This is a genomic window from Bacillus sp. Root920 (assembly GCF_001429445.1).
GTDB classification, from domain to species: Bacteria; Bacillota; Bacilli; order Bacillales; family Bacillaceae; genus Bacillus; species Bacillus safensis.
Genome location: NZ_LMJV01000007.1, coordinates 351,836 through 375,060 on the forward strand (window position 1 = coordinate 351,836; position 23,225 = coordinate 375,060).

The 23,225-nt window shown below is 41.1% G+C and carries 32 protein-coding genes, 1 tRNA gene and 1 riboswitch; of the genes, 11 read left to right on the top strand and 22 right to left on the bottom strand.

All coding sequences use genetic code 11. The features are described from left to right. Positions 1–12: 12 nt before the first annotated feature. Positions 13–540 (bottom strand): YqhR family membrane protein, encoded by a 528-nt coding sequence (locus ASE42_RS13105; RefSeq protein WP_024422957.1) that lies wholly within the window; start codon positions 538–540, stop codon positions 13–15. A gap of 222 nt (positions 541–762) precedes the next feature. Here ASE42_RS13105 and ASE42_RS13110 point away from each other — a divergent pair, with 222 nt between their 5' ends. Further along, positions 763–1,719, top strand: a complete 957-nt coding sequence (locus ASE42_RS13110; RefSeq protein ID WP_056767309.1) for a DUF1385 domain-containing protein — start codon at positions 763–765, stop codon at positions 1,717–1,719. A 38-nt stretch (positions 1,720–1,757) separates the two neighbouring features. Then, positions 1,758–2,153 carry an SA1362 family protein gene (locus ASE42_RS13115; RefSeq protein WP_024422959.1) on the top strand — a complete coding sequence of 132 codons (396 nt, stop codon included), beginning with the start codon at positions 1,758–1,760 and terminating at the stop codon, positions 2,151–2,153. Here the strand turns inward: ASE42_RS13115 and ASE42_RS13120 are convergent. From ASE42_RS13120 to ASE42_RS13130, 3 genes are all read right to left on the bottom strand, one after another. Next, positions 2,150–3,025, bottom strand: coding sequence for a patatin-like phospholipase family protein (locus ASE42_RS13120; RefSeq protein WP_024422960.1), 876 nt, complete (start codon positions 3,023–3,025; stop codon positions 2,150–2,152). The two genes, ASE42_RS13115 and ASE42_RS13120, sit on opposite strands and share 4 nt — an antisense overlap. A gap of 104 nt (positions 3,026–3,129) precedes the next feature. Beyond that, positions 3,130–3,564 (bottom strand): transcriptional regulator MntR, encoded by a 435-nt coding sequence (mntR, locus tag ASE42_RS13125; RefSeq protein WP_024422961.1) that lies wholly within the window; start codon positions 3,562–3,564, stop codon positions 3,130–3,132. Positions 3,565–3,649: 85 nt separating this feature from the next. Next, positions 3,650–4,486, bottom strand: coding sequence for a biotin/lipoate A/B protein ligase family protein (locus ASE42_RS13130; RefSeq protein ID WP_056767310.1), 837 nt, complete (start codon positions 4,484–4,486; stop codon positions 3,650–3,652). A gap of 219 nt (positions 4,487–4,705) precedes the next feature. On the opposite strand from ASE42_RS13130, the gene ASE42_RS13135 reads away from it, so the two are divergent. Further along, positions 4,706–5,086, top strand: a complete 381-nt coding sequence (locus tag ASE42_RS13135) for a rhodanese-like domain-containing protein (protein WP_024422963.1) — start codon at positions 4,706–4,708, stop codon at positions 5,084–5,086. Between the two features lie 44 nt (positions 5,087–5,130). On the opposite strand, the gene gcvPB is transcribed toward ASE42_RS13135, so the two are convergent. From gcvPB to gcvT, 3 genes are read right to left on the bottom strand one after another with little or no spacing between them, the layout of a single operon-like run. Beyond that, positions 5,131–6,591, bottom strand: coding sequence for an aminomethyl-transferring glycine dehydrogenase subunit GcvPB (gene gcvPB / locus ASE42_RS13140; RefSeq protein ID WP_056767313.1), 1,461 nt, complete (start codon positions 6,589–6,591; stop codon positions 5,131–5,133). Beyond that, entirely contained in the window at positions 6,584–7,930 is a 1,347-nt protein-coding gene (gene gcvPA, locus ASE42_RS13145; protein WP_056767316.1) for an aminomethyl-transferring glycine dehydrogenase subunit GcvPA, read from the bottom strand. Before gcvPA ends, gcvPB begins: the two co-directional genes overlap by 8 nt. A 16-nt stretch (positions 7,931–7,946) precedes the next feature. Further along, positions 7,947–9,044: a glycine cleavage system aminomethyltransferase GcvT gene (gcvT, locus tag ASE42_RS13150; RefSeq protein ID WP_041117963.1), complete on the bottom strand. Its 1,098-nt coding sequence runs from the start codon at positions 9,042–9,044 to the stop codon at positions 7,947–7,949. A gap of 201 nt (positions 9,045–9,245) precedes the next feature. After that, positions 9,246–9,352: riboswitch (glycine riboswitch) on the bottom strand. 253 nt (positions 9,353–9,605) lie between these two features. Here gcvT and ASE42_RS13155 point away from each other — a divergent pair. The 4 genes from ASE42_RS13155 to sinR all read left to right on the top strand — a co-directional run bounded on the left by ASE42_RS13155 (position 9,606) and on the right by sinR (position 12,804). Continuing rightward, the gene (locus ASE42_RS13155) at positions 9,606–11,276 is read left to right on the top strand and encodes a DEAD/DEAH box helicase (RefSeq protein ID WP_025092978.1); all 1,671 of its coding nucleotides are present in this window, start codon (positions 9,606–9,608) and stop codon (positions 11,274–11,276) included. A 14-nt stretch (positions 11,277–11,290) separates the two neighbouring features. Continuing rightward, positions 11,291–12,088 (top strand): YqhG family protein, encoded by a 798-nt coding sequence (locus ASE42_RS13160; RefSeq protein WP_024422968.1) that lies wholly within the window; start codon positions 11,291–11,293, stop codon positions 12,086–12,088. A gap of 182 nt (positions 12,089–12,270) precedes the next feature. After that, entirely contained in the window at positions 12,271–12,435 is a 165-nt protein-coding gene (locus tag ASE42_RS18735) for an anti-repressor SinI family protein (RefSeq protein WP_073206269.1), read from the top strand. A gap of 33 nt (positions 12,436–12,468) precedes the next feature. Then, positions 12,469–12,804, top strand: a complete 336-nt coding sequence (sinR, locus tag ASE42_RS13165) for a transcriptional regulator SinR (protein WP_024422969.1) — start codon at positions 12,469–12,471, stop codon at positions 12,802–12,804. Between the two features lie 67 nt (positions 12,805–12,871). On the opposite strand, the gene tasA is transcribed toward sinR, so the two are convergent. Genes tasA through tapA form a run of 3 tightly spaced genes read right to left on the bottom strand, consistent with a single transcriptional unit; the run spans position 12,872 to position 14,879 of the window. After that, the gene (gene tasA / locus ASE42_RS13170) at positions 12,872–13,672 is read right to left on the bottom strand and encodes a biofilm matrix protein TasA (protein ID WP_024422970.1); all 801 of its coding nucleotides are present in this window, start codon (positions 13,670–13,672) and stop codon (positions 12,872–12,874) included. Positions 13,673–13,726: 54 nt separating this feature from the next. Beyond that, a complete protein-coding gene (gene sipW / locus ASE42_RS13175; RefSeq protein ID WP_056767319.1) occupies positions 13,727–14,299 on the bottom strand; it encodes a signal peptidase I SipW in 573 nt (190 codons plus the stop codon). Positions 14,300–14,351: 52 nt separating this feature from the next. Next, positions 14,352–14,879, bottom strand: coding sequence for an amyloid fiber anchoring/assembly protein TapA (gene tapA, locus ASE42_RS13180; protein WP_056767322.1), 528 nt, complete (start codon positions 14,877–14,879; stop codon positions 14,352–14,354). 299 nt (positions 14,880–15,178) lie between these two features. On the opposite strand from tapA, the gene ASE42_RS13185 reads away from it, so the two are divergent. Beyond that, complete coding sequence (locus ASE42_RS13185; protein WP_171464609.1) at positions 15,179–15,457, top strand: DUF3889 domain-containing protein; 279 nt, start codon at positions 15,179–15,181, stop codon at positions 15,455–15,457. A 34-nt stretch (positions 15,458–15,491) separates the two neighbouring features. Here ASE42_RS13185 and ASE42_RS13190 read toward each other — a convergent pair whose 3' ends face one another. The 9 genes from ASE42_RS13190 to ASE42_RS13230 all read right to left on the bottom strand — a co-directional run bounded on the left by ASE42_RS13190 (position 15,492) and on the right by ASE42_RS13230 (position 20,755). Then, a complete protein-coding gene (locus ASE42_RS13190; RefSeq protein ID WP_056767455.1) occupies positions 15,492–15,686 on the bottom strand; it encodes a YqzE family protein in 195 nt (64 codons plus the stop codon). Positions 15,687–15,745: 59 nt separating this feature from the next. Continuing rightward, on the bottom strand, positions 15,746–16,129 hold the full coding sequence (locus ASE42_RS13195) for a competence type IV pilus minor pilin ComGG (protein ID WP_044334107.1): 384 nt from the start codon (positions 16,127–16,129) through the stop codon (positions 15,746–15,748). Then, positions 16,126–16,653: a competence type IV pilus minor pilin ComGF gene (gene comGF, locus ASE42_RS13200; RefSeq protein ID WP_321164570.1), complete on the bottom strand. Its 528-nt coding sequence runs from the start codon at positions 16,651–16,653 to the stop codon at positions 16,126–16,128. The genes ASE42_RS13195 and comGF overlap by 4 nt, the downstream gene beginning before the upstream one ends. Further along, on the bottom strand, positions 16,565–16,879 hold the full coding sequence (comGE, locus tag ASE42_RS13205; RefSeq protein WP_024427988.1) for a competence type IV pilus minor pilin ComGE: 315 nt from the start codon (positions 16,877–16,879) through the stop codon (positions 16,565–16,567). The genes comGF and comGE overlap by 89 nt, the downstream gene beginning before the upstream one ends. Continuing rightward, entirely contained in the window at positions 16,863–17,309 is a 447-nt protein-coding gene (gene comGD, locus ASE42_RS13210) for a competence type IV pilus minor pilin ComGD (protein WP_044334110.1), read from the bottom strand. The genes comGE and comGD overlap by 17 nt, the downstream gene beginning before the upstream one ends. Further along, complete coding sequence (gene comGC / locus ASE42_RS13215; protein WP_024422977.1) at positions 17,302–17,595, bottom strand: competence type IV pilus major pilin ComGC; 294 nt, start codon at positions 17,593–17,595, stop codon at positions 17,302–17,304. Before comGC ends, comGD begins: the two co-directional genes overlap by 8 nt. A 16-nt stretch (positions 17,596–17,611) precedes the next feature. Then, entirely contained in the window at positions 17,612–18,652 is a 1,041-nt protein-coding gene (comGB, locus tag ASE42_RS13220) for a competence type IV pilus assembly protein ComGB (RefSeq protein WP_034621603.1), read from the bottom strand. Beyond that, positions 18,633–19,703, bottom strand: a complete 1,071-nt coding sequence (gene comGA / locus ASE42_RS13225) for a competence type IV pilus ATPase ComGA (protein ID WP_056767329.1) — start codon at positions 19,701–19,703, stop codon at positions 18,633–18,635. Before comGA ends, comGB begins: the two co-directional genes overlap by 20 nt. A gap of 176 nt (positions 19,704–19,879) precedes the next feature. Further along, the gene (locus tag ASE42_RS13230) at positions 19,880–20,755 is read right to left on the bottom strand and encodes an STAS domain-containing protein (RefSeq protein WP_056767330.1); all 876 of its coding nucleotides are present in this window, start codon (positions 20,753–20,755) and stop codon (positions 19,880–19,882) included. Positions 20,756–20,852: 97 nt separating this feature from the next. Here ASE42_RS13230 and ASE42_RS13235 point away from each other — a divergent pair. Beyond that, positions 20,853–20,923 (top strand) — tRNA-Gln (locus tag ASE42_RS13235). Positions 20,924–20,978: 55 nt separating this feature from the next. Here ASE42_RS13235 and ASE42_RS13240 read toward each other — a convergent pair. Then, positions 20,979–21,359, bottom strand: a complete 381-nt coding sequence (locus ASE42_RS13240) for a Spx/MgsR family RNA polymerase-binding regulatory protein (protein WP_007501232.1) — start codon at positions 21,357–21,359, stop codon at positions 20,979–20,981. A gap of 212 nt (positions 21,360–21,571) precedes the next feature. Between ASE42_RS13240 and ASE42_RS13245 the strand changes: the two genes are divergently transcribed. Further along, positions 21,572–21,814, top strand: a complete 243-nt coding sequence (locus tag ASE42_RS13245; protein WP_003217440.1) for a DUF2626 domain-containing protein — start codon at positions 21,572–21,574, stop codon at positions 21,812–21,814. A gap of 47 nt (positions 21,815–21,861) precedes the next feature. On the opposite strand, the gene ASE42_RS13250 is transcribed toward ASE42_RS13245, so the two are convergent. Then, positions 21,862–22,500, bottom strand: coding sequence for an MBL fold metallo-hydrolase (locus ASE42_RS13250; RefSeq protein ID WP_056767335.1), 639 nt, complete (start codon positions 22,498–22,500; stop codon positions 21,862–21,864). Positions 22,501–22,657: 157 nt separating this feature from the next. On the opposite strand from ASE42_RS13250, the gene ASE42_RS18740 reads away from it, so the two are divergent. Beyond that, a complete protein-coding gene (locus tag ASE42_RS18740) occupies positions 22,658–22,831 on the top strand; it encodes a DUF2759 domain-containing protein (protein ID WP_003217333.1) in 174 nt (57 codons plus the stop codon). Positions 22,832–22,856: 25 nt separating this feature from the next. Here ASE42_RS18740 and ASE42_RS13255 read toward each other — a convergent pair whose 3' ends face one another. Beyond that, on the bottom strand, positions 22,857–23,171 hold the full coding sequence (locus ASE42_RS13255; protein ID WP_024427984.1) for an MTH1187 family thiamine-binding protein: 315 nt from the start codon (positions 23,169–23,171) through the stop codon (positions 22,857–22,859). Positions 23,172–23,225 lie beyond the last annotated feature (54 nt).

Here is a 23,225-nt window from a genome sequence, read left to right on the forward strand (position 1 = left end):
GCGATTTACACTTTATTCTGTCTTTTTCCCGAGTGCCCTTGCAAGCTTCTGACTTGTCAATTCATTATATTCAAACGAAATGCTGTACCCGACAAACATGCCATATAAAATATATAGGCAAAATGTCGTGACAACGGTGCTTTGCTGCAACTCTTGTACTTGCTTTACATCTGGGAAAATGGGATTAAATACGTAAAAAACGAGCAGCCATAAAAGCCCGCCATATACTAAACCCATCCAAAAGCCTTTAATCCTTTTTAAAAGCCCAAAATAAATAAAGGCGGCTCCAATCGATAAAACTCCTAACAGCACAATACTGATAAAAGTACCAAGTCCTCCCTTTTTCCATTCTCCAAGCACAAATGGCTGAAGCAGCATATTGGGACTCACCTCTGAAAAATGAAACACATAGGCCAGAAACCCGATAAAGCCCCAAAAAACACCGCCGACAAAGCCTGTAGCAGCTGCCCTTGCCACCAGTGATGTCGTTTGCACGGACTGATTTTTTTCTTCTTGGTTTTTCTTTTCATCACGTTTCATTTGTGAACACCTCCAGCAAGTAGTATGTCCAAAATGTCATAAAAAAAAGGATTTCCATGCATGAGTGTAAAATTTTTAAAACAGGGTATACTGGCTAAAAAGAGGTAGATAGAATTCTAGTAGATAATCGACCTGTGCGCTAGTGATTTCCCCTCATTTCCTGTACAATAAAGGTATAAGGAAATGCATGTAAATTACAGGAAACAGGCAGGTTGATGAAATATGTCCAATCAAACAAAACCTCCAGCTTATGGAGGGCAGGCAGTTGTCGAAGGTGTCATGTTCGGAGGTAAGAAGAACTATGTGACAGCGATTCGGCGAAAGGACCAGTCCATTGAGTTTTTGAAGCTTCCCCAGACCTCCAATAAACGAACCGCCTTTCTCAAGAAAATCCCCTTTGTCAGGGGTGTTGCTGCACTTGTTGAAGCAAGCGCAAACGGCAGTAAGCACTTAAACTTCTCCAGTGAGCGATATGACTTAGATCCTTCTGAAGATCATACTCTTGAAAAGGAACAAAAAGGCTCGAAATTATCCATGATCTTCGGCATTGCTGTGATCGGAGTTCTCTCTCTACTCTTTAGTAAATTTGTCTTTACCCTGGTACCTGTCTTTTTAGCAGAGCTTGTTCGTCCCATCTTTTCAGGGAATTTCGCACAAATCGCAGTTGAAACATTCTTCAAATTGGTCCTTTTATTAGGCTATATTTACTTTATTTCCATGACCCCTTTAATTAAAAGAGTATTTCAATATCATGGGGCAGAACATAAAGTCATAAACTGCTATGAACAGAACCTTGACATCACAGTGGAAAATGTCCAAAAGCAATCCCGTCTGCATTATCGATGCGGCAGCAGCTTTATTTTATTCACTGTCATTGTCGGGATGTTCGTCTATTTACTCGTACCGACAGATCCTTTATGGGTGAGAGTTCTGAACCGCTTGGCACTTATTCCGGTTGTTCTGGGCATTTCATTTGAAGTGCTTCAATTCACGAACAAACTCCGAGAAGTGCCTGTGCTTAAAGCGCTTGGCTATCCTGGCCTTTGGCTGCAATTGCTCACAACAAAAGAACCTTCTGACGATCAAGTCGAGGTAGCCATTGCAAGTTTTAATGAACTTCTTCGTTTAGAGGAAGTATCTCTGAAACAAGCGTCAGATTCTGCTCATCAAGTGATCTAACTTATAAATCCGGTAAATTCCTTCGGAGGTGGACAGTTATGAATCGCCGAGTACATCCTGCTTTTACCATTATTTTCGCTTTAGGTGTTTTGGGATTTGTGTACTTACTCACAACGAACCCAGGCAGACTTTTTACCATGCTGCTGTCTGTTGTGATCATTGGAGCGGTTTTGTTTTTCCTATTTAGATGGCTGATGAATCGAAGAACTGGAACAGAGGGCAATCTTTATCGTAAAGCAGTCAAACAATCAAAACGTCGCTACCAGCAGCCTAAACCAAAAACGAAAAGCCAGATGAAAAATCGGGTCACTCATTTGCGAAGCGTGCCGACTGACCACAAGTCTAAGCCCGTCCTTCTCAAAAAGAAAAGCCAAACACATTTGACTGTGATTGAAGGCAAGAAAAACAAAAAGAAGAATCGCGCCTTATTTTAAAATGTCCAGCTTTTTAAAAATTGCTCGGCCTTCTGTCTGCCTAGATCGACGAGCGCCTTTTTCTTTTCTGTCATGAGTTGAAAATCAGTGGCAATGACGTGTTCTACAGGAATAAAAATAATATGACGTTCGTGTTTTGTGGCGATATGTCTTTCGTCATGAGCACCACGCATCGTTTCAAAAAGAGCGCCAAACAGTTCAAACGCATTGCGGATGGAGTGTTGAGGGCGTTCTTTTTCGTTTGGCGTTAATGTAACACCGACGAACGGTCTTTTTTTCTCTTCAGCAAACAGCCAAATTGGAAAATTGCTCAGCACTCCTCCATCTACAATGGTACAAATGCCTTTTGAAGACTTCAGTTTGACAGGTTCGAAAAAATACGGCAGGCTGCAGCTCATTCGAATAGCCCTCGCCACGGAAAACCGTTCTGGATTTAATCCATATGAAGGAAGGTCGTCTGGCAGAACAAGGATTTTTCCATTCGTTAAATCGGACGCAACGATTTTCAGCGAATCTTTTTTGAGGTCTCCAAACACGGTGACCCCTTTTCGTTTTAGCACATCGGTCAGCCATTTTTCCAGCCGGTCTCCTTTATAAAGACCGAGACGCCAGTAAATGGATACCCACCTGAGCATTTTAAAGGGGATGAATTGACATCTCCTATCAAGCAATTGATGCTCATCCATTTCATCTAAAAGCGTGCGAATTTCCTGGCTTGTAAAACCTGCTGCGATGAGTGAAGCAATGATTGCGCCAGCACTTGTACCAGCAAGACGGACAAATTGAAATCCTCTCGCTTCAAGCGCTTCATAGGCACCTGCAAGCGCTGCCCCCTTAATGCCTCCACCTGAGAACACACCATCTATCTTCATCAAGGAGCCCCCTTTGATTTCACGCTAATAATAGTGTAGGAGCTTTTGCTTTCAATTAGAACTTTAATCAAAAAGGACACCCATGCTGAGGGTGTCCTTTTTGATTAAGATTCTTGATTTGTTTGTTCGTTTTTCTTTTGAATCGCTTTCAGCTGAACAGATCGCTCATCGTTTTCTTCAAAAAATTGAACGAGATCGCCGATGCGGTCAATGCTGTTCCAGCTGAGATGATGTTCAATGCCTTCTACATCATCATAAATTTTCTCTTCATCTACACCAATGATTCTTAAAAATTGCTCTAGCAGTTCATGTCTGTATACGAGACGTTTTCCAATTTTTTTGCCTTTCGGGGTTAAAATTAGACCACGATACTTCTCATAAATGAGGTATTCATCTTTATCTAGCTTCTGAACCATTTTTGTTACAGAGGAGGGATGGACAGCGAGTGCTTCTGCAATATCAGAGACTCTGGCATATCCTTTATCTTCTATCAGCATATAAATTTGTTCAATGTAATCTTCCATACTAGGTGTAGTCATAAAACCCCTCCATAATGCACCTTTACTTAATAATCAACCCAATTCTACACCATCGTTCATTAAAAAACAAGGAGTGTCCTTCGGCTTAACGCTTGTAATTCCAATCATCTGAGGCATATTTCGTTTTTGCGAGATGATGGATAAACGCTAATTCTTCATCTGTCAGCTCATAAGGTTCAAGCTCAATATTTAATCCTTTTTCAAACCCTCTTTTAAACGCAGCACGCGCATCGTCTATTGTACATGTTCGGTCTGAGATTTCATTGATGGCAACCGCTTTGTTTTTAAAGCTTCGCTGCATCCGCTCTCTCACCCGGTCGTTTGGATAAAGGAACAAATCGAACAATTTGTCCTCATCAAGGTCAATTAAAATAGATCCATGCTGGAGAATGACACCTTTTTGTCTCGTCTGAGCACTGCCCGCTACCTTTCTGCCTTCTACAACAAGCTCGTACCAAGAAGGGGCATCAAAGCATACAGATGATCTTGGATTCTTTAAGCTTTCCTTTTCTTTATCTGTACGAGGAATGGCAAAATACGCATCGAGTCCCAGCTCTTTAAAGCCCTCTAAAATGCCTTCTGAAATAACGCGGTACGCCTCTGTCACCGTCGCTGGCATTTCTGGATGTTCCTCTGACACAATCACGCTGTAGGTCAGCTCCTGGTCATGAAGTACTCCCCGTCCTCCGGTTGGTCTGCGGACAAATCCAAGACCATATCGCTTGACGGCTTCTAGGTTGATTTCTTTTTCAACGTTCTGAAAATACCCAACAGATAATGTCGCCGGATTCCATCCATAAAAGCGGATAACAGGCGGGATGAGCTTCTCGCTATGCCAATAAAGCAAGGCTTCGTCCATTGCCATGTTAAAGGCAGGATCTTGGTTTCCTGAATCAATGAAACACCATTTCTCTTTTTGCATATAAAATCCCTTCTCTTTTACGTAGTCAATGTTAGATGATGGTGGTGACCACCGGTTTTCTCTCTTCATCAGTCTATCAAATAGGGACGGAATTGAAAATAATTCTTACCATTTATGATGACAAGTTTCTTATGCTTTACTATAATAGTATTTGTCTAAAACGTACCATCAGACAGGCTACTGTGCTGATGCTCAAGAAGGAGTCGAGTTGTATTGTCAATGTTCAACTATATCGTCCTCTCACTTTGTGGACTTTTCGTTCTTTATTCCATCGGCAGCTACATTTATCAACAGCGCATTATGAAAACGCTGACGGAAGAAGAATTTATTAAAGGTTACCGCAAAGCCCAGCTCATTGATGTGAGAGAGCCAAATGAGTTTGAAGGCGGACATATTTTAGGGGCAAGAAATATCCCCCTTTCCCAACTAAAGCAGCGTAAAAATGAAATACGTCCTGACAAGCCTGTTTATCTCTATTGTCAAAATAATTTTAGAAGCGGAAAAGCAGCCCAAACTTTACGTAAAAACGGCTGCCGTGAGATTTATAATTTAAAAGGCGGCTTTAAAAAATGGGGCGGCCGCATTAAAACGAAGAACTAACTAAAAAGACTCTGGGAGCATGATTCCCCCTGAGTCTTTTTTCTTTATTTTCTTTCAAAAACGAGAACTGGATTCCGTGCGGCCTTTGTTTCATCCATACGTTTGACAACCGTTGTATGCGGCGCTTCCTGCACCACTTCAGGATTCTCTTCTGCTTCTTTCGCTATCTGAATCATTGCTTCGATGAATGCATCAAGTGTTTCTTTTGATTCTGTTTCAGTCGGTTCAATCATGATACATTCCTCTACATTGAGCGGGAAGTAGATCGTTGGCGGATGGTAGCCGAAATCAAGTAATCGTTTGGCAATATCCAGTGTCCGCACACCTAATTTTTTCTGACGTTTACCTGAAAGGACAAATTCATGCTTACAGTGACGATCAAACGGCAAATCATAATGAGCACTTAAGCGGCGCATCATATAGTTCGCATTTAACACGGCATTATCGGTTACAGCCTTTAAACCGTCTGGCCCCATAGAGCGGATGTACGCATAAGCTCTGACGTTAATGCCAAAGTTGCCATAGAATGGCTTCACGCGCCCAATTGATTCTGGACGGTCATGATCAAAGTAAAAACAGCCTTCCTTCTTCACAAGCACCGGCTTTGGCAAATAAGGAATTAATTCCTTTTTAACGCCAACAGGACCTGAGCCAGGACCTCCGCCTCCGTGCGGGCCTGTAAAGGTTTTATGAAGATTTAAGTGGACAACGTCAAATCCCATATCTCCTGGTCTTGCTCTGCTTAAAACAGCGTTCAAGTTGGCTCCGTCATAATAAAGCTTACCGCCCGCTCCGTGAACGATTTCAGCCATTTCTAAAATATTTTCTTCAAAGAGGCCTAGTGTATTCGGGTTTGTAAGCATTAAAGCAGCTGTTTCTTCATTAACAACGCGGCGTAAATCTTCTAAATCAACAAGCCCGTTTTCGTCAGATGCGACGGTAATGGTTTCAAATCCAGCGACTGTCGCAGATGCCGGGTTCGTTCCATGAGCAGAATCAGGCACAATGACTTTTGTACGCTGATGATCTCCTCTTGCTTCATGATACGCACGGATCATCATAAGTCCCGTCCATTCGCCATGTGCTCCTGCCGCAGGCTGTAATGTCACAGCGTCCATTCCCGTAATTTCTTCAAGATGTTCACCTAGATCGTATAGTAATTCTAATGCACCTTGCACAGTGTCTGCCTCTTGTAGCGGATGGACCTGTGAGAACCCTGCAAGGCGTGCAACCTTTTCATTAATCTTTGGATTATATTTCATCGTACAAGAGCCAAGAGGATAAAATCCGGAATCGACCCCATGATTGCGTCTTGATAATGCTGTATAATGGCGCATAATATCAAGCTCAGATACTTCAGGAAGCTCAGCATCTTCATCACGGATATACGTCTCATCAAATAAAGACGGGATCTCCTGTTCAGGTACATCTAAATCAGGCAGACTGTACCCTATTCTTCCTTCTTTAGATAATTCAAAAATAAGCGGCTGATCTTGTTTATTCATGGCGATCCCCCAATTCCTTGATAAACGTATCAATTTCTTCTTTTGTTCTTAGCTCTGTCACGGCTACAAGCATGTGCTGCTGAAGCTCTGGGTAGTCTAGCCCCAAGTCGTAGCCGCCGATGATTCCTTTTTCAAGCAATCGTTTATTGGCTTCTTTCACAGGCTCCTGTAACTTGATCACAAATTCATTAAAATGAGCCCCTTCTACATCCGCCTGCAGTCCATATTTTTCTGCCTGTTTCTTGGCATAGTGGGCTTTTTGCACGTTTTGATAGGCGATATCTTTTATGCCTGTTTTCCCTAGTGCCGTCATGGCAACAGAAGCAGCTAATGCATTTAATGCTTGGTTTGAGCAAATATTTGACGTCGCTTTATCTCTTCGAATGTGCTGCTCACGCGCTTGAAGGGTCAGAACAAATCCACGAACACCATTTTCATCTTCTGTCTGCCCGACTAAACGACCTGGCACTTTTCTCATCAACTTTTTCGTCACAGCAAAATATCCGCAGTGAGGTCCGCCAAATGCAGCCGGGATGCCGAACGGCTGCGCATCACCAACGACAATATCTGCCCCGAGTTTTCCAGGCGGTGTTAATAGCCCGAGTGCGAGGGGATTGCTAGAGACAATGAACAGGCTTTTTCCTTTATGTGCAATGGGTTCGATATCTTTTAACGGCTCTACGACACCAAAAAAGTTTGGATATTGCACAAGAACTGCTGCTGTATTATCGCAGACCGCCTTTTCCAATGCAGCTAAATCTGTCTGCCCTTTTTTCGCAGGCACTTCAACAACTTCAATGTTTTGTCCTTTGGCGTATGTTTTCAGCACCGCTCTTGATTCAGGGTGAACCGTTTCAGAAACCACCACTTTTTTCTTCTTTGTGTGTCCCGCAGCAAGCATTGCCGCTTCAGCTAGTGCCGTCCCGCCATCATACATCGAGGAGTTGGCTAGATCCATACCAGTCAGCTCAGCAATCATTGTTTGAAATTCAAAGATCGCTTGCAATTCACCTTGCGAAATCTCCGGCTGATAAGGTGTATACGCTGTATAAAATTCAGAGCGTGAGATCACATGATCGACAATGACAGGCTGGTAATGATCATATACACCAGCACCAAGAAACGATGCATAGGAAACTGTATCTTTATTCTTTGCAGCTAGTCGGGATAATTCCCTGACAAGCGCTGTTTCAGATGCGGCTTCTTTGATGTTGTATGCTCCTTTGAATCTAACTTTCTCTGGGATATCTGAAAAAAGCTCATCAATCGACTGAACGCCGATGACATCCAGCATTTCTTTTTGATCTTGCTCTGTTTGCGGCAAATACCTGTGCTTCATCCTCTATTCCCCCTCGTTATTTGGCTCTTTTATAAAATGGTGTTGCGACGATTTTGGCTTTTAGACGTTTTTTTCGAACTTGTACTTCCACCTCTGATCCAAGCTCCGCCTCTGAGGTTTCGATCAAAGCAAGCCCGACATTTTTCTTTAATGTTGGGGATTGAGTGCCCGTTGTGACAATCCCAACCTGCTTTTCTCCTGAAAAGACTGGATAATCTGTACGCGGAATCCCTTTATCAATCATTTCAATGCCGACAAGCTTTCGCTTCAGTCCCTCTTCTTTTTGTTTTTTAAGTGCAGCTTTTCCGATAAAATCAGCTTCTTTATCCGTTTTGACAGCAAAACCAATTCCGCCTTCTAATGGAGAGATATCCTTTGTCAGCTCCTGGCCATAAAGCGGAAGTCTTGCTTCAAATCTTAAGGTGTCACGTGCACCGAGTCCGCATGGAATGAGTCCTTTTGGCTGCCCCGCTTCTAATAAAGCTGACCAAAGGTGAACCGCATCTTCTGACTGGCAGTAGATTTCAAAGCCATCTTCCCCTGTGTAGCCTGTTCTGGAAACGAGCACTTCTTTATTTGCGACCTCAGCTTTTGATAAAAACGTAAATGGCTTAAGCGATGTCACCTCTTCACCCGCCACCTCTTTGATGATGTCAGCTGCAAGAGGTCCTTGAAGCGCTAGCAAGGCGATTTGATCAGACATATTTTTGATCAATACATCATCCTTCTCTTGGTGCTTCAAAAGCCAATCCACGTCTTTATCGATATTTGATGCATTGATGACAAGCAAATAGTGATTCTTTTCTTTTTGGTAGACGAGCAGGTCATCTACCGTTCCGCCATCTTCATAACACATGGCTGTATATAGTGCCTTACCGTCTGTCAGCTTAGACACATCATTGGTTAATAACCTTTGTAAAAATGGAAGGGCATCTTGACCTTTGACGTCCACCTCACCCATGTGAGACACATCAAAAAGCCCTGCTTTTGTTCGAACAGCTTCATGTTCTTCTTTAATGGAAGAAAATTGGACAGGTAATTCCCAGCCCCCGAAGTCAATGGTTTTTGCGCCAAACGTTTCATACGCATGAAAAAGCGGTGTTCGTTTCAACATCAATCGTTTCCCCCTTTTTTCTCACAGTGCAAATGCAAGCTGAATTTTCAGAAAAAAATCACAGCAAAAAAGGACAGAGCGCTCCCTTTTATCAAAAAGAAGTCTCTGTCCTTGCACCTGAAAGTTTACAGCACAATATCATTGTGCGTTTTCCCCTTTGGTGGTTTGCTAAAACCCTTAAGCAAACACTCTCCAGAGTTGCGTCCGGTAAGAGTACTTTTGCCTGAGAGATTCACTGAATCATTCAGCTTGCTCCTTCGGCGCCTGCCAGTGCAAAATAACCGCCAAGTCTCTCCCCATACCATCATCCGCTCATATTTTTCACATTTATTGGACATACTATCAAAATGGGTGACTTATTTTCTAGATCACTTATCAACATCCTACCATTAGAAATGGATGAAGAGCAACAGAAAAATCATTAACATTTTTAAAATAACCCTTCGATATCGTTCGCTTTTATTCATATATCTAGTCTTTTAGAGACCTCCAAAAAAATGAAGCGTTTAAAAACAGAACAATTTTATCAGATCCTACTAGAAAGAAAGGCAGGCGACCACATTGAATATTCAAACGATTTTTGATCAGGAATGGGCAAATGAATTTCAGCAGCGGCTTTCAGCAGACGGCCCTTGGGCAAACTGGGATATGTATCGTTTAGCGACGCAGGTTCAAAAAGTCACAGCCATTGATTCATTCGAGGGACTGCAAGCTCCCGCGCACCTGCCTGCATTCACACCTTTAAAGCACCAGCTCGAAGTAGCCAGAAGAGTCGTAGAAGAAATGAATGGGAAAGCCATTCTAGCAGATGAAGTGGGACTTGGAAAAACCGTAGAAGCAGGACTCATTATCAAAGAATACATGATTCGTGGACTTGCCAAAAAGATTCTCATTCTCGTCCCCGCCTCCCTTGTGTCTCAGTGGGTACAGGAGCTGCGGACGAAATTTTATATTGATGCTGTTGAACAAAAAAAGAGCTATGTGTGGGAGCAGTGTGACGTTGTCGTTTCCTCTATTGACACAGCCAAAAGACAGCCGCATCGAGACACGATTTTATCGATTGCCTACGATATGGTCATTATCGATGAAGCACACAAACTGAAAAACAATAAAACGAAAAACTATGAATTTGTGAGAAACCTGAATAAGAAGTTCTGCCTGCTGCTGACAGCCACACCTATTCAAAACCGGATCGGAGAAATATTTAATCTTGTTTCCCTTCTGAAGCCAGGCCACCTAGGAAATGAACATCAATTTAAAGATATCTTTGCCAAAAAGGACTTGCAGCTTGAAGACCATGACCGATTAAAACAGCTCGTCAATAAAGTGATGATTCGAAACCGAAGACAAGACACAGGCATCGAGTGGACAAAACGGCATGTCAAAACGATTTCCATTGATTTCTCTCCGACAGAACAAGCATTGTATGATGAAATCTGTAAGCTGAAAGAGAATCCGTCTTATACAAAGCATATGTTTTCCATTATGACCTTGGAACGAGAATGCTGTTCAAGCCGTGAAGCAGTTTATATGACGATTAAAAAAATGCAGGAAGAAGAAAAGCATATTCTCGGATCTTCTGCTATAACGCAAATCATGGAGAAAATCAATCAAGTGGAGCAAAACTCAAAGGCGCTTGAAGTGGTCAAACTCATTCAGCAGTTAAATGAGAAGGTCATTATTTTCACCGAATACCGCGCCACACAAATTTATTTACAATGGTTTCTACAGCAAAATGGCATCAGCTCTGTTCCATTTCGGGGCGGCTTTAAGCGGGGCAAAAAAGATTGGATGAAAGATTTATTCAGAGAACGGGCGCAAGTGTTAATTGCGACAGAAGCTGGCGGCGAAGGGATCAACCTTCAGTTTTGTAACCAAATCATTAACTACGACCTCCCGTGGAACCCGATGCGTTTAGAACAGAGAATTGGACGTATCCACCGCCTTGGCCAAGAGCGAGATGTCCACATTTACAATATGGCAACGAGCGGAACAGTTGAAGAGCATATTTTAAAGCTTTTATATGAAAAAATTCAGCTGTTTGAAAACGTCATAGGCGATTTAGATGATATTTTAACAAGAGTTGATATTAAAGATGTCGAAACAGAATTGCATCAAATCCTCTTCCAGCATGAACCAGGCGGAGACATGAAAAAGAAATTAACCCAGTTTGCTTCTTATTTAACTGAAGCACAAACACCACTTTTAGAAAAAAGACAGCAAGGCTCATAAAGGAGAGTTGATCAATGGAGCAGCATGACATTCACACCTTTCTTCTCCGTTTTTTCAAGGCGAATCAATGCAGCATATTAGAAGAAAGTGCAGGACATATGACCGTACAGCTGACAATTGAAATGGATAAATTGATTATGAACCGTCCTTTTTATTGGCACTGGCTTGAAAAAACTGGCGGTGTACCTGAACCGCGGCAATTGACTTTCATCACAGATCAAAAAAAAGCGGGTGATACGATCAGTGGTGAATTTATCCATTTCGGCTCCCCCCGGTTATTTCAAATATTTGAGGCGGTCAAAGAGCAGGGCCGTTTTATCAGGCTTTATGAACGAGTCAGCCCGCTCACGAACAACCAGATCGCCCTTGAGCCATGGCTTGGTCTCAATGTAAAAATTTCTTACCTTGCAGACCGGAAGAAGGATAAGCTTTTATCATTAGGCCTTCATCTCATTCGCGGAGAAGTCATTGAACAATTTCAAGAGAAGCTGGAAGCTCGTGAGCTGTCGTCTCAAATTCCCGATTATTGCTTTACGATGAGCACAATGATTAAGCCAGAGAGCGGAATCAAACGGCTCTACAGCCTTATGGAGCATTATGCCCATGAGGAGCCGGACGACTGGGCAGTGCGCGCCGTTCAAAAATGGAAGGAAGACTTCGAACTTTTAAACCAATTTTATGAAGGGACTTCAGACACATCTGTAGAATATGAAATAGAAAGACAAGCACTCAAAACTTTATACGAACCAAAAATCAGTCTTACGATTGAAAATGGCGGACTTTTTTACTTACAGCAAAAAAGAGGAGGTTGACTCATGGTCCCCTCCCCTTTTATGTGACATACGATTTTCGATCAGTCTAAAGCTAAGTTTGTCTGTTTGTATTGGGCGGAAACATGACGCAAGCAAACTATGAGGTCTTACCACCTATGTCTTTCCATTTCATGCGTTAAGTGCCTGAAATACATGATTCAGTATTTTAGGAGGGTATTTGTATGGAAAAGAAAACGAACAAATTAGACAGTGAATGGGTTCAATTATTACGCGAAGCTCGCAAGGCAGGACTAACAGTTGAAGAAGTCCGTCATTTCCTCAAATCAAATGAAAAGTCCTCTGAGTCTCCCCCTCTGGTAAGAAGTCATTCTATCAAACCTTTCTGAATGTGCTATAATATCGAAAGGAAGGTGATGACATTGATTGGCCAGCGTATTAAACAATACCGCAATGAAAAAGGCTACTCACTATCAGAACTGGCCGAAAAGGCTGGGGTAGCGAAGTCTTATTTAAGCTCAATAGAAAGAAACTTGCAAACAAACCCCTCCATTCAATTTCTTGAAAAAGTCTCCGCTGTTCTGGACGTCTCGGTTCATACACTTTTAAACGAAAAAGATGAAACCGAATACGATGGTCAATTAGATAGTGAATGGGAAAAACTAGTTCGAGATGCAATGACATCAGGGGTTTCGAAAAAGCAATTTCGTGAATTTTTAGATTATCAAATCTGGAGAAAAAAGCAAGAAGAGGAGTAAAGCGCACGTTTTAGCGCATACTCCTCCAATTGCTATGCAGACCTTGATATCAGCCTAAAGACTGGCTTTATTTTTTATCTTCGCTGTGTGCTTTTTCGTTTTCTTTCACGTAGCCTTTTTCATCCGTATGCTTTTTTGGATTGATCGTTAAACCATTCCACTGAGTCGCTTCGAAGGAAAGATCAATTTGAATCGCATCGCCTTGGTATTTATTTTGGATATAGTGACCAGCTTTATCCTTCGTCTGGTCATTGATAAATTCAATGATCATTTCCATTTTATCGTAATCAAACGGATTCTTTGGAATGCCGTCATACTCTGGAGCCACTGTTCCATCAACAGTTGCTACATTAATTTTCCCACTTTCATGTAAAAACTTCTCATCGACGGCATGACGAAGCTTTTCAAATGCGGTCTGATCCTGTTTTGACGTTAATTGATGCAAGTCAAGCAGGTTTGCATGGTCTAAAATAATATTTTTCGGATAACCATTTCCACCTTCGGCTCCAACCGTAAGAACACTCACCTGAAACTGGCTGAGAAATTCTTCAGCTGTATTTTTACCGCCATTCTTCGCGGAAGATCCATCTGTAAACTGGCTGTAATCAAGACTCATCAGCACTTGGTTTATCGCTAGTGATCCCTTATTATCAAAATGAAATTCTTTCTTGATCCGATCACCAGGTTTTAAGTTCGAAAGGTTGATGGCGCCGGAGTTCTCTTTAGCAGATAAATCCAGCTCTCCTGTCGAGTAGACCGCGTTTGCCTTTTCAATATCATTAAACGCCGCCCATGTTCCCCCGCCAATTAATGCAAGACCTAAAGCCCCTGATAATACACCTAAACGAATTGATTTCTTCATTGCCATGAATAAACCCCCTAATATATTGTTTTATTGAAACCTGATTAGGTTACAAACGATTTAAGCTTGTTCCTCTGAGATATGTACATCAGCCGTGTGTCTACGATGTTTTGCTGCGCCCACAAAATGAATGGTTGAATAAACGAGCAGCATGACACCTGGTATAATAAGGAGCAAAGCAGTTCCAGCTGATGTCCCTGCATACGAAAGAAGCTTTCCTGCATAAGGAATGTTCACTCCCATATACTGCGCAGTTATCTGATCCGCTTTTACCAGCGTACCGTCCTGATACATATTATTGTCACCCTTCGTCTCAAACGCTTTATTTGCACCCTTTCCCTTCACCCCAACAATTCGGTGGGTCACAAAGGACTGATCCTGCTTTGTTTGAAACGTAATAATATCTCCTTTTTTGAGCGTCTCAGGTGAGGCGACCTGTTTTACAACAATCAGTGACCCAGCTGAAAATTCTGGTTCCATCGAACCTGATAATACTTGCTTCAATTGATAACCGAAAATCTGAGGTTCTCCTCCTGTTGTTCTTGATGACAACACGACAATAATAGAGGCTATCATCACCGTGAACACCATCACATAAAGAATACTCCCAGACATTTTCATCCATTTTTTCATAACCCCTTCTCCCCTTCGCCTATCATTTTTTCACTTTAAAAGACAGCTCCATTTAGGACGCCTTTTCTTGACACTTTGAGAGCTCCATCGGTTTAGACCAAAAGTACGCCTGATCAGATGCGCCAAACCCTTTAGGATAATAGATTTTAAATGCATAGCTTCCATTTGTTTTTGCTTTATCTGTCGTGACAGTCGCTGTTTCTTGCGACAACAGGGACTTTATGGAGCCCTTTTCAAGAATATGACCATCTTGTAATGGCTTCTGACCATTTCCTATTTTATGTAATTCCCACTTCCATTCAGAGTACGCAATAGGCTGTCCACTATTTTTTAGTGTCATGCTCAGCTTTTGAGGTGCGCAGACTGTTCCTTCGATCATCGTTTGATCGATAAGCTCCAATTGACTTTCATCCCATTTTTTAGGCTGACAATGCTGATCTGTCTGTTCAAAATTTTCACATGTTTTCATGACAAAGTTTTTGTGCTCAACATCGTTAAAAGAAGCATTCGTTGGTGTCATGAGGGAAGACGTCAAAATCAAACAAATGGCACAAAAGAGTACAAAGAGCGACTGTTTCATTCATTCCTTCAACTCCTTGAACAACTGTTCTTTAAAAAGAACGATTATATACAGTATAAGGAAATACCTATAAAACCCAAAACGTCAAATTAGTCCATTTTGTTCTTAAACAAGAACAATTACGAGAAAATTCTCCCATTTTCTCATTTTTTCACCATATTCAATATTTTTTTGTGTGACATTTGTACTTCTTAAAACTTACATAAAAATGTAGGATTTGGTCAGGATATGAAGAGGTGAGGTGATGTTAAGTGAAATATGGAAAAATCATAATCATGCTCAGTTTACTGCTGAGTTCTATGATTCTAGAGGTCAAACCCGTTGATGCGAGAGGTTTGACTGCCGCCGCAGATCAATGGGAAACGCGGGCAGTCAAAGAAGCAAAAAAAAGATACCCGCTAACGCAAGTATTATTTAAACAAAAAGTATGGGACCGCCACCGCGATAAGGAATCTGTGAAACAGTATCATATTACGTTAAAAGACCATACAAAGGAATTTGGGGTATTCGTCACCATTTCCTATAACCCTTACTCAAACAAGGTGAATAAAGTGATTGTTGTGGAGGAATACAGCTAAAGTGGCATAAAAAAACCGCCTGCTGGGCGGCTTTTTACTTTCGTCGATGGCGCTGGCGTTCTTTAAGCATCATGGATAAGCCAAACGGCAGAACCCCAAATAAACGCTGTGAAAACGGCGGTTTCGTTTCTATTTTTTCTTGTTTGTGTTCCTTCCGTTCGTCACGTGGTGTATTCATATATTTAATGATTTCCTGCGTCATATATTTTACATAGTCATTTGTTTTCAAGCACATTCACCTCTTCTTCCTTCAAGTCTTTCCAGGAAGAGGATGATTTTATACACTGGCTAATCAGGATTTGCCCATCTCATGATTTCACCGGTCTTCCAATCCAGCATCAGTTCACGCTCATCGAATAAACCATCTTTTGTTTTCACCTTCACCAAAACAAGGACAAGTTTTTTCTTAAGATCGCATTTCATCCGCTTCAGTGTCACACGGCCTTCTTCAGTATCAATATGGGTTTTCTGTTTCGCACAAATACGTTCTACTGTGCTGGCAGCTTCACTCACACCCACCCTAAAAAGCTGCTGTTTTTTATAAAAGGAAATCGTCAGCTCTGCACTTTTCAGTTCTTTTTGAAACCCCATCGTTATCGCCCCTAGGATCAAGAGAAAAAATAAAATCGCCGCAAGTACATGCGGATAGATAAAACCTTCCTCTCTTTTCACGATTTACGAACCACTCCTTTATATGTGAAAAAAACGGCTTCATACACTTTACCAGATCCATCTGTGACTTTCAGGATGGCTCTATGCTGACTCGTTCTCACGTGAAATTGTTTCACCTTATGCAATAAAGGAAGGTGGCCAGCTTGATCCATTCGTTTTCGAAGCATCTCTTGATATGGCTCAATTGTTACCACTCGCCCTTGATCAGAAATATACTCTAACGCTTTTCCATCTTTCACTGATTTCACAGCATCGGCACGACTTAATTCCTCATCTAATTGCAGAACAGTCTGTTTCCACTCCATTTGGGAAAATCCGTTGATGTCTTCAAATGGACGAGCTTTCTCCGCTGCTGAAAAGATCAGCCCACAGCCAAAAGAAAGAAATAGAAAGAGCTGCAACTGCCACAAAGCTTGTAAAAGGGTAAAAGCTTTGTCATCGCTCCACATGCTGAAAGCATATGGTCTCTTTTTTTTGTACTTTATATGAAACACATCCCTTCTGTTTACGCCAATTGAAAACATATGTGATCTCGCCTCTCTTCTTTTTGATGGAAGATGTTGTCCCATTTATAAACGCTTCATTCATCTCTTCATGTAAAACCTGATAAGCTTCAAGCTTGGCTCTCACTTCCTTTTTCCCCATCATGAGTTTTTCATAGGCTGGCATGAGCACTAGAGCAGCAAATAGAAAGAGATGACAGGCAAACAGTGTTTCAAACGTACTAAATCCTCTATTGTTTTTGAACATGGATTCGCCCGCTTCCTAAATAAATCGTCAGTTTATACGTTTGACTGCCAAATTCGACAATGAAAGATCCACCGCTGCTTGGATGTCCGTTTGCATTAAAATAGATACCTTGCGAGAATGTAGAAGTTTTGATGCTGCCCTTTTTATGTTGATATGAAGCAATGACTTCGTTACTCTTTTGATCTATTACCTGATAAGATACATGCGGCGGATGGATCCCAACATGTACACGTGTTTTTTTGATAAATGCAGTATATGATGCCAATTGAATATCTTGTTTCATGATGTTTACTTGTCTTTTGGCTTCAGCGTTTTCTATTATTTTTGGGATTTTCCCTCCCATGATCGACAATACAATCGATAAAACAAGTAAGATCATCAGCTGTTCAATCAGGGTAAAACCCTTCTCATGTAAAAATAATTTATTCATGCTTCACGTTGCCGTTTTGAATGACAATCGCTTTTCCATTAGGACAAGTTAATCCCTTTTTGACATAACCTTCTTTTTCTAATTCAGCTAAAGATGGCGTCTTCCCATCATGCTCCAATTCATATGCCATCACTTGTGTGCTGACCATTGATTTAAGCCCTTCACAGCCCTTTGCCTGAATCGCTTGGTGATGACGTGTGATATTCGGTATGGTAATGAGTAAAAGAATGGATATTACGAGCATGACTATTAACATTTCTAACAGGGTAAATCCTTTATCATTCATGTCTCTGTCCTCCTTCTTACACTTGCTCCATTAGTTGATACATTGGTAAAAGAATAGATAAATACACGATGAGTATAAGAAGTGCTGTTACCCCATAAATAACTGGCTGCAGCCAAGAAATCCATTTTTCAATTTTTAGCTCTGCATTCTCTAATAGAAATTGGCTGTACGTGTACATTTCTCTCGCAAGCATTCCGCTGGCTTCACCATGCTTGATAATGGCCGCAAAATGTTTTTCGAAAAAAGGAGACACGCTTACTTGATGGGCCATGCTTTCTCCTTTTCTTAACTCTTCCATCATTTGTTCACCTATTTCTTGAAGAAAAGGCAGGTAGCTTTGCTGTTTAAAAGCTTGCAAACCTTCGTACATCGATAATCCAGCTTGAAGCAGTCCGCTGAGCTGAAGAGAAAAAAGGTACGTATGCATCAGCTGCATCCCTTTATATAAAAAAGGCAGCTTACTCATCACCCTCAATTTCTCAAGGGTCGACTTTTTCCTAAAAAAAACAGCATAATATCCAATAAGAGAGATACACAGACAACTAGTGATGAGCAGAAAAGCATGAAGGAATTGAAATAGTCCAAACATCCCTTGAATCAGCCAAGACATGCGGGTATCCATTGATGAGTACAAAACAGAAAATTGAGGAATGATCATTTGCTGAACGAGTACCAGCACGACCAAAACCGTGAAGATAAGGAAAAGCGGGTAACGTAACATACGTTTAAACGTGTCTAACTGTTTGATTTTTTTCTCTAAAAAACGGGCGCTTTGTTCTAAAGCACGGGCTAGACTGCCATGCTTCTCAGAAAAACATAGTATAGCGATGACTTCCCGCTGAAAATGGAGTCTCTCCAGCACTACATAAAAAGGCTCGCCTTCGTGCAGCCACTGAATACCTAGTTTTAATTGCTGCCGCTGTTGTTTTGATAACTGGATATTCACCATCACTAATGCCTCAATCAATGTATATCCAGCCTGAATTAATTGAGCCAGTTTTGATAGGCATTCAGCTTGATCCTTTTTAGACCATACTTTAGAGGCTCGCTTCTTCATAAACCCAGCGATGGTAAGTGTTTTTTGATAAATAGCCGAGTGCCACTCCTTTACGAATTAATCTTTGCAGTGTTTCATATGACGAGTGAGCATATTCTCCTTTAGCCTCCTTGATACACTCACCAAGCTCTTTTCCGAACAGCAGTTCAAATACATTTGTTCGTCTGATCGGTCGATTTAATTTACAGTAAAGCTGACATCTTTCTCCGCAAAAAGGACAGGTGAGCTCGATTAATCGCTGGGCAGCAATCGCAACCATGGTTTGTTCGAGTTCATTCATCGTGACACCAAATTCAAGCATGCGGTAAAGGGCTCCTTTTGCATTTTTTGCATGGAGCGTACTCAATACTAAATGGCCTGTCAGTGCTGCTCTAATCGCCGTTCTGGCCGTTTCAGCATCTCTTATTTCTCCTAGCACAATCACATCTGGATCATGTCTTAATATAGCGCGTAATCCAGCGGCATACGTGATGCCGGCTTTTTCATTCACTTGAACCTGCAGCACTTCTTCATTCCTTGTTTCGACAGGATCTTCAAGGGTAATAATATTTCGGTTAAAATTCTTTTTTGCAAACTGGATCAGTGAATATAGTGTTGTTGTTTTCCCTGAATTGGTTGGCCCAGTAAATAAAATGAGTCCATGCGAGTGGTTTAAAAAGGATAATAATCTGGCTGAGGCTTTCGGAAATAATGATAGATGTTTTATTTTCGGAACATGATCCTGCGGTAAAATTCTAATCACCAAGCTCTCATCATTCACTGTCGGCAAGGTAGACATCCGAATAAATACTTGACCTTTTCTTAGCATCACAGCTAGTGAGCCATTTTGCGGCCTCCTTTTTTCCCCGATATCCATAGAAGATAAAAACTTAAAATGTGCAATAAGCCGCTCTCCGCTTTTTTTATCAATCGTTCGCTGCTGGATTAAATCTGAATCAACACGAAATGACACCGAAGCTTCCTTTTCTTTTGGCACAATATGCATATCAGAAGCCCTCATGCGGCATGCTTCTTCTAGCAGCTCTTGCCTTAAATATTCAATCCCATACAAGTGGATCACTCCTTTCTGTGATCACATTGTAGAATGGCGGAACGTGAATGACAAAAGAGCAATTTATGATTTTCATGACTAATAAATGATGAAAACCCTCAACTCATGATGCATTACATCATTTTTTAGAAAAGAGCATATAAAAAACCTGACTTTTACAAGTACAGGTTTTTTGGTCATGATGTGGCTTCTTGCGGCTGCTCTTCAAAGATACGAAATCCTCTTTTTTCTAACGCTTTTGCAAGGCTATGCTCAGTATTTACTTTTGAGAAATCAATGCCGAGTTTCACTACAGTTTGAGCGATCTCTGGGCGGATGCCTGAAATAATCGTCTCAATTCCTAGCAGCTTCGCACTATCGACCACTTTAAACAGCTGATAGGCCACCATCGTATCAACAACGGGAACACCAGAAATATCAATAAATAAGTGCGTTAGACGCAATCTTGAAGCCTGTTCTAGTACGGATTCCAGAATGATTTTGGCCCGGTACGTATCGATCTCTCCAATCAGCGGCAAAATCCCGATTTCCTTTGATACTGGAATAACAGGTGCACTCAGTTCTTGAATCATCTCTCTTTGTGCATTCAACTGACTGATTGTCACGCGGTCATATTCTTCTGATAAGCGCTCAATCATATCATCAAATGTGGCGTGAAAGTGCTGATTCCACTGACACACATCTTGCAGCGTCACTTCAAGCTCTGTTTCTTGGGTGAATGTCTCAATTCTCGAACAGAAAATGTGGCGGAAAATCTTAAACTGTCCAATGATTTCATATAGCGGCACCTCGTGCACTGCTCGATCACGTGCAATATCAACAGACCACTTTTTCAAATGGTTTTCTACTTTGTCAGACAGTGTCACAAGCGTGGCTGCAATGGTTTGAATAAACGCTGTGTTCTGTTCCTTCAGCTTCTTTTCCGTTTCCTCTGAAGCATGTTTAGAATATAATGAGCCTTCTTCTGTTCTTGTTTTTAGCCATTCTTCGGTCATGACAGGGGCTTCTTTTAGGATAAATTCGTATAATTGCTTTGATTTTTCATTTTTCATTTATTTCTTTCGCTCCTTTTTCACTAAAACTCGTGACATACAACTTTTATGTATAAATGACCGCAGATGGTGAACAATAACATTACACGTTTGATATTGGGCTATAGCCAAGTGGTAAGGCAATGGACTTTGACTCCGTGATCGTTGGTTCGAACCCAGCTAGCCCAGTTCAGCACAAAAACGAAGACGGCTGAAGCTTGTTTCAGCTGATCTTCGTTTTTTATTAAGAAACCGATTGATGAATCGCTTTCTTCTTTGATATTTTCATGAGTTCTCCTGGATTATAGCCGACCACTAATTTATTCCCATCAATGATGATTGGTCTCCGGAGCAGCTTTGGTTTTTCAATGAGAAGCTGTAAGACCTCGTTTACTTTTAAGTCATTAATATTTAAATTTAAGCTTTTAAAAGCCTGACTTCGTGTGGCTAAAATTTCATCCATTCCTTCTGTTGTTAAAGAAAGAATCTTTTTTAATTCATCTAGGGTTGGCGTTTCTCTGAAAAGGTGACGCTCTTTAAAATCAATTTGATTCGCCTTTAACCAATGTTTTGTTTTGCGGCAAGACGTGCAGCTCGGGTATGAATAAAAAGTAATGTCACTCATTAGTCTTCCTCCTTAGGTCGTTAACCTTTTCTCTTATGGAGTAAGTACCCTCATGCTTTTCAGCATAAACACTTTTTCATCATTTTTTCAAAAAAATTTTTTCTACATTCAAAATAAATTGTTCACATGATGTCAAAAATGTAAATGTTTACATAACAAGTGATGATCAGCTATAATATGAATCAAAGGGGTTTTTAAGGGGAGGGAAAGAAATGAATCGCATGTTCCGCGTGCTTGGCTTTTGGACGGGTATTTTTGCTGTGATGTTCTATTTAGGACATATGAAAGATGCATCGCTGCTGTTCTTCGGTCAAACCGTTCTTTTTGTATTTTTATCCTACTTGAATTTATCCGAAAGAATGTATATTTACATTTTCGGAGCGTACTTGACGATTTTCTTTGCCGGATTTACATATTATTCGATTTTCATCATGGTTCCCGGTACCGGACATTAATTGAAAAAAGCATCTCTTTTAAAGAGATGCTTTTTTCATGCCTGCAATTAAAGAGAAAAACCATTAATAAACGGATTTTGCTCCTGCTCCGTCAGCACAGTCGTTTCCCCGCCATGTCCGCTTAAAACAAGAGTTGATTCTGGCAATGACAATAATTTTTGATGGATTGATTGTAGCAGCACTTCCTGACTGCCGCCTACTAAATCTGTTCTCCCGATGCCGCCTTCAAATAGCGTGTCACCAGAAATAACAAAGCCCTCTTCCGACGAATAGTAAGACACACTGCCTGGTGAATGGCCAGGTGTATGGAACATTTCTAATGTAAACGACCCAATTTGAAGCGTTCCTTCTGACGTAATCAATTTTTCAGCTTCTTTGACCGTAATTCCATTCCCAATCAATCGAGCTGAACCGTTTAATTCAGCGTTCGTGAGCCATTCTTTTTCATTTTCGTGTACATACAGCGGCACTCCCCACTCTTCGCGCACCTCATCTGCCGCGCCAATATGATCAAAATGAGCATGTGTCAATAAGACAGCAAGTGGTGTAAGCTGTTTTTCTTTTACATAGGAAATCAGCTTTTGCGCTTCACCGCCTGGATCAAAAATTAAGCATTCTCCCTGCTCATTTTTCCAAATATATGCGTTCGCTTGTACATAGCCTAGTGGCATTCTTCTCCAATTCATTTTCATCACCTACTTTATTCATTCTTTTTTATTATGAAGGCTATTCAATAAAAATTCAAACAATCGTCAACTGGAATCTACTCGACAAGCTTTATGAAAACGGTTAAAATGAAAAGAAAGGAAATCAAGGGGATTGATGACAAAGGGGGACTTTCACATGATGCTCGTCATTATTTTTGGTCTAGTCACGATTTTAGCTGCGCTCGGCATCTATCGCTCACTAAAAAAAGTGAACGTACTTGCCATCGCTTTTGCAGGCGCTACATTTTTGGTTTTTGGATGGTTCACTGTCATGACCATCATCTATAGCGGTTATCCAACTGCACATTAAAAAGCCTGCATTTAGCAGGCTTTTTTTATTGATTTAAATGCTTATTCACGCTTTCTAATTTGCTTGTAAGTGTTGTGGTTTGATCCCGTCTGTCATCGATGCGAATATTGGTCGCTACTCGGTGCAATCCCTTTTCAAAAGGGGCTTCATGAATACGCTGAATGACCTCAAATAAAACGGATAATTCGCCTTCAATTAACGTATTCATCGGTGTTAATTGATATTTGATTTTTCCTTCTTGTTGAAAGCCTTCTAAAATTCTTTGTACATCTGCTACGTAAGCACTGACACTTGGTGTTTCAGTGCCTATCGGAATGATGGTGACGTCTGCTATAGCCATAATTTTTCCCCTTTCCATTAAATTCTCATGTTTTCTCGTCCTCATTGTAACCTA

Excerpts from the sequence above, each read along its gene's own strand:
- comGE (WP_024427988.1), bottom strand. The coding sequence starts at position 16,879 with ATGTTCAAAAACAATAGAGGATTTAGTACGTTTGAAACACTGTTTGCC.
- comGF (WP_321164570.1), bottom strand. The coding sequence starts at position 16,653 with ATGTTTTCAATTGGCGTAAACAGAAGGGATGTGTTTCATATAAAGTAC.
- tasA (WP_024422970.1), bottom strand. The coding sequence starts at position 13,672 with ATGGCAATGAAGAAATCAATTCGTTTAGGTGTATTATCAGGGGCTTTA.
- ASE42_RS13160 (WP_024422968.1), top strand. The coding sequence starts at position 11,291 with ATGGAGCAGCATGACATTCACACCTTTCTTCTCCGTTTTTTCAAGGCG.
- ASE42_RS13185 (WP_171464609.1), top strand. The coding sequence starts at position 15,179 with ATGATTCTAGAGGTCAAACCCGTTGATGCGAGAGGTTTGACTGCCGCC.
- ASE42_RS13130 (WP_056767310.1), bottom strand. The coding sequence starts at position 4,486 with ATGCAAAAAGAGAAATGGTGTTTCATTGATTCAGGAAACCAAGATCCT.
- mntR (WP_024422961.1), bottom strand. The coding sequence starts at position 3,564 with ATGACTACACCTAGTATGGAAGATTACATTGAACAAATTTATATGCTG.
- tapA (WP_056767322.1), bottom strand. The coding sequence starts at position 14,879 with ATGAAACAGTCGCTCTTTGTACTCTTTTGTGCCATTTGTTTGATTTTG.
- ASE42_RS13110 (WP_056767309.1), top strand. The coding sequence starts at position 763 with ATGTCCAATCAAACAAAACCTCCAGCTTATGGAGGGCAGGCAGTTGTC.
- ASE42_RS18735 (WP_073206269.1), top strand. The coding sequence starts at position 12,271 with ATGGAAAAGAAAACGAACAAATTAGACAGTGAATGGGTTCAATTATTA.
- ASE42_RS13240 (WP_007501232.1), bottom strand. The coding sequence starts at position 21,359 with ATGAGTGACATTACTTTTTATTCATACCCGAGCTGCACGTCTTGCCGC.
- ASE42_RS13230 (WP_056767330.1), bottom strand. The coding sequence starts at position 20,755 with ATGAAAAATGAAAAATCAAAGCAATTATACGAATTTATCCTAAAAGAA.
- ASE42_RS13255 (WP_024427984.1), bottom strand. The coding sequence starts at position 23,171 with ATGGCTATAGCAGACGTCACCATCATTCCGATAGGCACTGAAACACCA.
- ASE42_RS13120 (WP_024422960.1), bottom strand. The coding sequence starts at position 3,025 with ATGAAGATAGATGGTGTGTTCTCAGGTGGAGGCATTAAGGGGGCAGCG.
- gcvPB (WP_056767313.1), bottom strand. The coding sequence starts at position 6,591 with ATGAATAAACAAGATCAGCCGCTTATTTTTGAATTATCTAAAGAAGGA.
- gcvPA (WP_056767316.1), bottom strand. The coding sequence starts at position 7,930 with ATGAAGCACAGGTATTTGCCGCAAACAGAGCAAGATCAAAAAGAAATG.
- comGD (WP_044334110.1), bottom strand. The coding sequence starts at position 17,309 with ATGAATAAATTATTTTTACATGAGAAGGGTTTTACCCTGATTGAACAG.
- sipW (WP_056767319.1), bottom strand. The coding sequence starts at position 14,299 with ATGAAAAAATGGATGAAAATGTCTGGGAGTATTCTTTATGTGATGGTG.
- comGB (WP_034621603.1), bottom strand. The coding sequence starts at position 18,652 with ATGAAGAAGCGAGCCTCTAAAGTATGGTCTAAAAAGGATCAAGCTGAA.
- ASE42_RS13135 (WP_024422963.1), top strand. The coding sequence starts at position 4,706 with ATGTTCAACTATATCGTCCTCTCACTTTGTGGACTTTTCGTTCTTTAT.
- ASE42_RS13105 (WP_024422957.1), bottom strand. The coding sequence starts at position 540 with ATGAAACGTGATGAAAAGAAAAACCAAGAAGAAAAAAATCAGTCCGTG.
- gcvT (WP_041117963.1), bottom strand. The coding sequence starts at position 9,044 with ATGTTGAAACGAACACCGCTTTTTCATGCGTATGAAACGTTTGGCGCA.
- ASE42_RS13250 (WP_056767335.1), bottom strand. The coding sequence starts at position 22,500 with ATGAATTGGAGAAGAATGCCACTAGGCTATGTACAAGCGAACGCATAT.
- ASE42_RS13115 (WP_024422959.1), top strand. The coding sequence starts at position 1,758 with ATGAATCGCCGAGTACATCCTGCTTTTACCATTATTTTCGCTTTAGGT.
- comGC (WP_024422977.1), bottom strand. The coding sequence starts at position 17,595 with ATGAATGATAAAGGATTTACCCTGTTAGAAATGTTAATAGTCATGCTC.
- ASE42_RS13245 (WP_003217440.1), top strand. The coding sequence starts at position 21,572 with ATGAATCGCATGTTCCGCGTGCTTGGCTTTTGGACGGGTATTTTTGCT.
- ASE42_RS18740 (WP_003217333.1), top strand. The coding sequence starts at position 22,658 with ATGATGCTCGTCATTATTTTTGGTCTAGTCACGATTTTAGCTGCGCTC.